This window comes from Desulfosarcina sp. (genome assembly GCF_033791525.1).
In the GTDB taxonomy this organism is placed as follows: Bacteria; Desulfobacterota; Desulfobacteria; order Desulfobacterales; family Desulfosarcinaceae; genus Desulfosarcina.
Genome location: NZ_JASJGN010000347.1, coordinates 1 through 6,616 on the forward strand (window position 1 = coordinate 1; position 6,616 = coordinate 6,616).

Genomic DNA, 6,616 nt, shown 5'->3' on the forward strand with positions numbered 1-6,616 from the left:
TTCGGCTTACCCGGCCAAACGCCGTGCAGATGAAATTGGCAAACGCATCGAGGCGTTGGCTCAAGATCCAAAGTTCGATGCAAAAACACTGCGGGTTAAAAATGCCGGCGCCGATCACCAGATCTTTCCCGGTGAGAAGGGTAAGGCCATCCTTCGGATTCTGGAAGCGGATGCCGAATTCGAAGGGGTCTCTCGGACGGTGCTCGCCGAAACCATACAAATAAGCATTACTGAGTCCATCAATGACTACCGTCATGATCACAAGCCGGCAGTATTACTTAAAAACGCAATGTATGCGCTCGGAAGCATGGTGGTGTTGGCTGTACTCTTATGCGTCGTGTTCTGGGGCTTTCGCCGTCTGGACGGATTCCTGGAACGTCGCGTCAAGCTCCGTATGCAGAACCTTGAAGCTCGATCTCAACGGATCTTCCGGAGAGAGCAGCTCTGGGGGCTCCTGCACGGTGCACTGCAAATGTTGCGGGTACTGGTTACTATATCTCTGGTTTACGGTTTCGCGAGTTTCGCGCTGAGTTTTTTTCCGCAGACGCGCTACACCGCCCACACGCTGTTCCAGTTCGTGGCGAGCCCACTTGGCGATATGGTCGATGCCGTCATCGATTTTATACCGAACCTCTTGTTCCTCGTGGTGTGGTTTTACATCACGCGTTACGGTTTGAAGGTAACCCGCAGTGTGTTTGCCGCGATCGATACCCGGCGTCTGAAAATCAAGGGATTCGAGGTCGAATGGGCGTGGCCGACCTATCGGATTGCGCGGCTGGGGGTCATTATCTTCGCGCTGGTGATCGCGTATCCCTATATTCCCGGATCCGACTCTGCGGCCTTCCAGGGGATCTCGATCCTGTTGGGGGTCCTGTTTTCTCTTGGCTCCACTTCCGTGATCTCCAATGTGATCGCGGGCTACACCATGACCTACCGGCGTGCCTTCAGAATTGGTGACCGGGTAAAGATCGGTGATACCATCGGTGATGTCTCGGAAATGCGCGTATTGGTCACCCATGTAAGGACACCGAAAAATGAAGAGGTCGTGATTCCGAATTCGACCATCCTTAACGGCGAAGTGACCAACTACAGCACCATGGCCCGTGACCAGGGCCTGATCCTGCATACCACGGTCGGGATTGGTTACGATGTGCCGTGGCGGCAGGTGGAGGCGATGTTGTTACTGGCCGCCGAAGACACCGAGGGACTTCTCAAGGAACCCAAACCGTTCATACGACAGAAATCGTTGGGGGACTACGCAGTGAACTACGAACTCAATGCCTATTGTGGTGATGCCTCACAGATGGTGAAGCTGTACACCGACATGCATCGCAACATCCAGGATGTCTTCAATGAAAATGGCGTGCAGATCATGTCACCGGCGTACAAGGAAGACCCGGCCGAACCGAAGGTCGTCCCGAAGGAGCGGTGGTACACACCGCCGGCGACCGAGGAGGGATAAGCTTTTGGCGTGCAGCGTGTTCGGGAAGACCCATAGAGGATTTAACAATGTCCCAAACTGAGCGTTTCAAATTTTTACAGATAGAATAACCGGTATTTATTGTTTGCCATTATGGTTTACGGCACTAAAAATTTGAAACCCGTTGGGATAGCCGATCTCACCGTATAACCGGTGTCAGCCGGCATCCCGCATAGGCGACTATATCGGAATGCCAGCTTCCTGGGTCCTGCGGCAAGCTCGAAAATCGCTCAGTTTGGGAGTGTCTATTCAAATTATTTCTAAGCGTATTATCGCATAGGCTTTAGGAACTATTTATGTTGTGGACCCGTTGAATGTGAAAGATGCAGTGGACAAGAAAGACTAAATATTCTGCAAGCCGAATAGGAGAAGGTAATGAATTACAGGATTATCACTGCTATAATCGCCATATTTTGGCTCACTGGCTGCACACACATAGGGCCAAAAACTGTCCCCCGCGATCGATTCGACTACAATACGGCGATTGCAGAGTCCTGGAAGGAGCAGACCCTGCTCAACATCGTTAAGCTGCGCTATGCCGACATGCCACTTTTCGTAGAAGTGGCATCAGTGGTGAGTGGCTATACCCTGGAGGGGTCGGTCAATCTTGGTGGTACGGTCTCTTCCGAAGCGGCAATTCAGGGTGACTTTCTGGCGTTGGGCACAGCCGGCAAATATACCGACCGTCCCACGATCACCTACGCGCCGATCACCGGTGCGAAGTTCAACGAAAGCTTCATGACCCCCATTCCGCCAAAAACGGTCTTGTTCATGATTCAGTCGGGATGGCCGGTAGACTTGATATATCCGATTGTCGTGGATTCAATTAACGGCTTTCGTAGCCGGCAGGCCGCCGGGACCGATCAACGTTTGGGCGATCCGGAATATTATTATCTGGTTTCTTTGTTTCGCAAAATACAGCAATCCGGTACGGTTGGCATGCGCATCATTAAAGAAAAGGATAAGAAGGAAACCACGGTTCTGTTTTTCCACCGCAAAAATATCTCGCCAGACGTCGCCGAAGCGCGCATGGAGATCAATCAACTATTAGGTTTGGATCCGGAGAAACAGGAGGTCAAGGTAACCTACGGGCTAATCCCCCAAAGCGATAACGAAATTGCCATGCTGACCCGCTCGATCATGCAGATCATGGTCAATCTATCCACCCAAATAGATGTGCCCTTCGAACATGTGTCCGATGGCCTAACCGTCGACTCCTTTCCACTCCCCGTGGGTGACGAGGTAAAAATAAAGCAACTTATTCGCGTTAAGAGCGGACCCGACAAGCCGGAGAACGCTTTCACAACTGTCAAATACGAAGATAACTGGTTTTGGATTGACAAGAGAGATTTTCAGTCAAAGCGAACTTTCGCATTTCTGATGATCCTTTTTTCACTTACGGAAACCGGAGGTAATGAGGGTCTTCCGCTGGTAACGATTCCTGCCGGTTGATGTCACAATCTGCTATGACTTGCCCGCTATTAGCCGTGGGACATTTAGTAACGGAATGAATATATCCAAAACAAACATGTACTTAAGGCCACGTACACGTATAGCTGCTATGCGCCTGGAATTAAATAGAAATTATACGAATACAATATATTGTGCCTGACCGCTTTTATTAACCATCATGTCCGCACTGCATGTACGCGCTGTCTACAACAGGCACGAATAACTTTTTGCCTGTAAATACATCTCCAACGTAGATGCAATTGTCAAAAAGTTCTCGCAAGTATAGTCTATGGCAAGAAAGAGCACGAATCGAGGAGGCTCATTTTCGTGTCATACCCACAACAAACAATGTGTGGGTGCCACCTTCCAAAAGCTAAGTTCCACGAAACTCAACACACTTCAGATGAGTGTCTATCACCCAAACGGAGCGATTGACGAGGTTGCCGCAGATTCAAGGCAGATGTCGTCGCGCTATAGTGGACTATGCGCGGCGATATCTAACACCGAAGATGGGGTGAGATCGGCAAACCCAATGGGTTTCACCTTTTGAATACAACCATCGATGGACCCAACCGTGATCGTTACCAATCGACCTTCTTCGAGAAAGGTGCATCGCTCAGTTTGGGAAATAACTATTGGCGATAAACCTACCCTATGACGACTTGATAAAAATGAGGCGTGGGATTGCCGTCAAATAGCGGCATTACACGCTCACCTGCTTTGTCATGGGCAGGACTGCCGTGCATTGCTTTGAAATTGTCCTGGCTCTCAAACTCAACGATAGCGGCATAATTGCCATCATCAAAAGGCTTCAATAGCCGCCTCCCGATAAAACCCTTAAACGTGAAGAATTCTTCGTTTGTCGAGGCAAACCATTCTCGAAATTCTGCATCTTTGCCGGCTTTTATAGGCGGAAAAGAGATTAGCGCTACAAACATAATGTCACCTCCGTATGGATTATTTTTTTAAGTCCGACCGTTCTTCCAGATACGCCTTCAGCGCGACGACGTTGTTGTGCTCCGCGTCGTGCGAACTGAACAGCAGCGTCACCTTGCCTGTCTTCGCCGCTTCAACAAGCGGCTGCCATGCGTCCGGATGCTCGTCGAGTTCGGCCCGGTAGCGCCGCTGAAACTCGGGCCACTTGGCCGGGTCGTGACTGAACCACTTGCGCAGTTCGGTGCTGGGCGCGGCGTCTTTTAGCCAGTCGTCCAGTTTCAAGGCCTCCTTCTTGATCCCGCGCGGCCAAAGCCGTTCCACAAGAATGCGCGTCCCATCCGTATTCGCGGGTGGATCGTACGCGCGTTTGATTTTAATCATGATTGCCTCTTTTTATATCAAGCTTTCCGCATTCTTAAGTAGGTTAACCCTGCGGCGATCACCATCGGAACCACACCGACGACGATCAGAATCACGTGCGACGGCATGCTGACCCATTCCAGCGCTCGAATCCGGTCAGAGCCGATGAATTCAAGACTGCGGGCGTGCCAGTATCCATTTTCAAGCACATCCCAGACCTGCAATATACCCTCGGGGAACAAATTGGTGATCACCATCAAGGCCAGCCCGATGTTGATGCCCCAGAAGGAAACCTTGACGAATTTTTCCGGGAGTACCCACTGTTCGTCCGTCAGCACGTGCCGCAGGCCCAGGACCAAAAGCGCCATGGCCAGCATGCCGAATGCGCCCAGCAAGGCGGCGTGTCCGTGGTTCAGGGTCAAGATGGTTCCCGCCTCGTAATAGCTCACTACCGGCATATTGATCAGGAACCCGAATATGCCGGCACCCACAAAATTCCAGAACCCGACGGCCATTAAAAAATAAAAGGCCCATTTGTGGGGGATTTTTTTCTTGGGTGCACCGGCGGTGTCCCCGGTACCGGTCAATTTGACAAAATCCCAGGCGTCCAGCGTCAACAGTGTCAGCGGCACCACTTCGAGCGCCGAGAACATGGCTGCCAGCGCCATGGTAAAATTGGCCTGCCCGGTCCAATACCAATGATGCGCCGTACCGATGATGCCGCCCGCCAGAAAGAGGATGGCATCCATGTAAATGACCCGCACCACATTGATGCGCCTGACCACCCCCAACTGGTAGAAGGTTACTGCAACCAGAATGGTTACGAAAAGCTCAAAGAACCCTTCCACCCACAGGTGAATGATCCAGAAGCGCCACATGTCCACCACCGTAAAATTGGTAGTGCTGCCGAAAAAAAAGGCCGGCAGGTAGAAAAAAGGAATCGAAGCCGCACCCGCCAAAAATAACAGCGAAATCTCTCTTCGCTCCGGATCTTTCAAAACCGGTGCGATCACCCGGTAGAGCAGACCCATCCAGAAGCTGAGTCCGACGACCAGGATAACCTGCCAGAAGCGCCCCAGCTCGAGGAACTCCCAGCCCTGGTGGCCAAACCATGACCAGAAGCGCCCAAACAGCTGGTTGATACCTGCCAGTTCGCCCAACAGGCTGCCGACCACCAGTACTACCAGCGCCCAGAAGAGCATGTGCACGCCCACGGCATGCCCACGCGGTTCCTCCCGGCTTATTGAAGAGGCCAGCAACAGACCGCCGGCTATATAGGCCGTGGCGATCCAGAATATGGCCAACTGAAGGTGCCAGGTGCGCAGAATATTGCTTGGCAGATACTGGGCCAGGTCGATGCCATAGAAATTTCCAGGATCCGCACGATAGTGGGCCAGGGCGCCACCGATCATGACCTGCGTTAGAAAAAGCAGGGCCACAATCACAAAGTACTTGATCGTCGCCTTCTGTCCTGCAGTAGCTTCACCGGCCAGCATTTGCGGATAGATGCCTTCAGGGCCACCTTTCCAGCCCAGGTAATCGAATTTGCCGAAAACAACCAACACACAGGCCAGTCCGGCCAGCAGCATGGCCACACTCAACGCACTCCAGAGAACCGCATCGCTGGTCAGAAGATTGCCCACCACCGGGTCATAGGGGAAGTTGTTGGTATACGAATAGGACTTGTCCGGTCGGTTGGCGACACTGGCCCAGGCCGTCCAGGCAAAAAAAGCCGTCAACTGGCGGATCTCTTCCGGGTCATCGATATAGTTGTCGGGAAGGCCCGAATTGGATGTCGGGTGCTTGAAATAATCGGTCCAGACCGTGAGCTGCCTTTGGAAAGAGTCCTTTTCCGCATCGATGAATGTCAGCTGTTTGGATGCGGGATCGTAGCGGTTTTCTTTCAAAAGGATGGCTACCCGGGCATCTACCTGAGCCCGCTGGGATTCATCCAATGCAGACAAATCCATGCCGAATTCCTGCCTGGCGATGGCCTGGCCGGTATCCAGCGAGAGCTCGTGCAGGTACTGCGCCGAAAAATCCGGGCCCAGGTAGGAGCCATGCCCCCAGATCGAACCGTTCTGCATCAGGCCGTATTTTAAGAATACCTCCTGGCCCGTTTCGATATCCTGCCGGTCGAAGACGACGGTGCCTGCGGAATCGACCACCTTTTCCGGAATAGGTGGTGCATGGCGGTATGCCTGTACCGACATGAAGATCAGACCGATCATGCCGACCACGAAAACCAAGACAACACTGCGGCGCCACCATGGAGAGAGAACCGCGGTGTCAGATAGCTGCTCTTGCATAATAGTACCTCCTATTTTCCATTGAGATGATCGGTTAATATTGATGAACGTGTATACTACTCACCGCGTATCATCACCA

At 52.2% G+C, this 6,616-nt stretch carries 5 protein-coding genes; 2 read left to right on the forward strand and 3 right to left on the reverse strand.

The window, feature by feature from the left end; genetic code table 11:
• The coding region (locus tag QNK41_RS17250; RefSeq protein ID WP_319259227.1) for a mechanosensitive ion channel family protein at positions 1 to 1,462 on the forward strand (1,462 nt) is incomplete at its 5' end.
• 393 nt (positions 1,463 to 1,855) lie between these two features.
• The gene (locus QNK41_RS17255) at positions 1,856 to 2,932 is read left to right on the forward strand and encodes a hypothetical protein (RefSeq protein WP_319259230.1); all 1,077 of its coding nucleotides are present in this window, start codon (positions 1,856 to 1,858) and stop codon (positions 2,930 to 2,932) included.
• Between the two features lie 647 nt (positions 2,933 to 3,579).
• Here the strand turns inward: QNK41_RS17255 and QNK41_RS17260 are convergent.
• The 3 genes from QNK41_RS17260 to QNK41_RS17270 are packed head-to-tail and all read right to left on the reverse strand — an operon-like array spanning position 3,580 to position 6,537.
• A complete protein-coding gene (locus QNK41_RS17260; protein ID WP_319259232.1) occupies positions 3,580 to 3,870 on the reverse strand; it encodes an antibiotic biosynthesis monooxygenase family protein in 291 nt (96 codons plus the stop codon).
• 19 nt (positions 3,871 to 3,889) lie between these two features.
• Positions 3,890 to 4,249, reverse strand: coding sequence for a DUF488 domain-containing protein (locus QNK41_RS17265; protein WP_319259235.1), 360 nt, complete (start codon positions 4,247 to 4,249; stop codon positions 3,890 to 3,892).
• Positions 4,250 to 4,266: 17 nt separating this feature from the next.
• Positions 4,267 to 6,537, reverse strand: coding sequence for a nitric-oxide reductase large subunit (locus QNK41_RS17270; protein WP_319259238.1), 2,271 nt, complete (start codon positions 6,535 to 6,537; stop codon positions 4,267 to 4,269).
• Positions 6,538 to 6,616 lie beyond the last annotated feature (79 nt).

Coding starts and splice junctions, on each gene's coding strand:
- QNK41_RS17270 (WP_319259238.1), bottom strand. CDS start 6,537: ATGCAAGAGCAGCTATCTGACACCGCGGTTCTCTCTCCATGGTGGCGC.
- QNK41_RS17255 (WP_319259230.1), top strand. CDS start 1,856: ATGAATTACAGGATTATCACTGCTATAATCGCCATATTTTGGCTCACT.
- QNK41_RS17260 (WP_319259232.1), bottom strand. CDS start 3,870: ATGTTTGTAGCGCTAATCTCTTTTCCGCCTATAAAAGCCGGCAAAGAT.
- QNK41_RS17265 (WP_319259235.1), bottom strand. CDS start 4,249: ATGATTAAAATCAAACGCGCGTACGATCCACCCGCGAATACGGATGGG.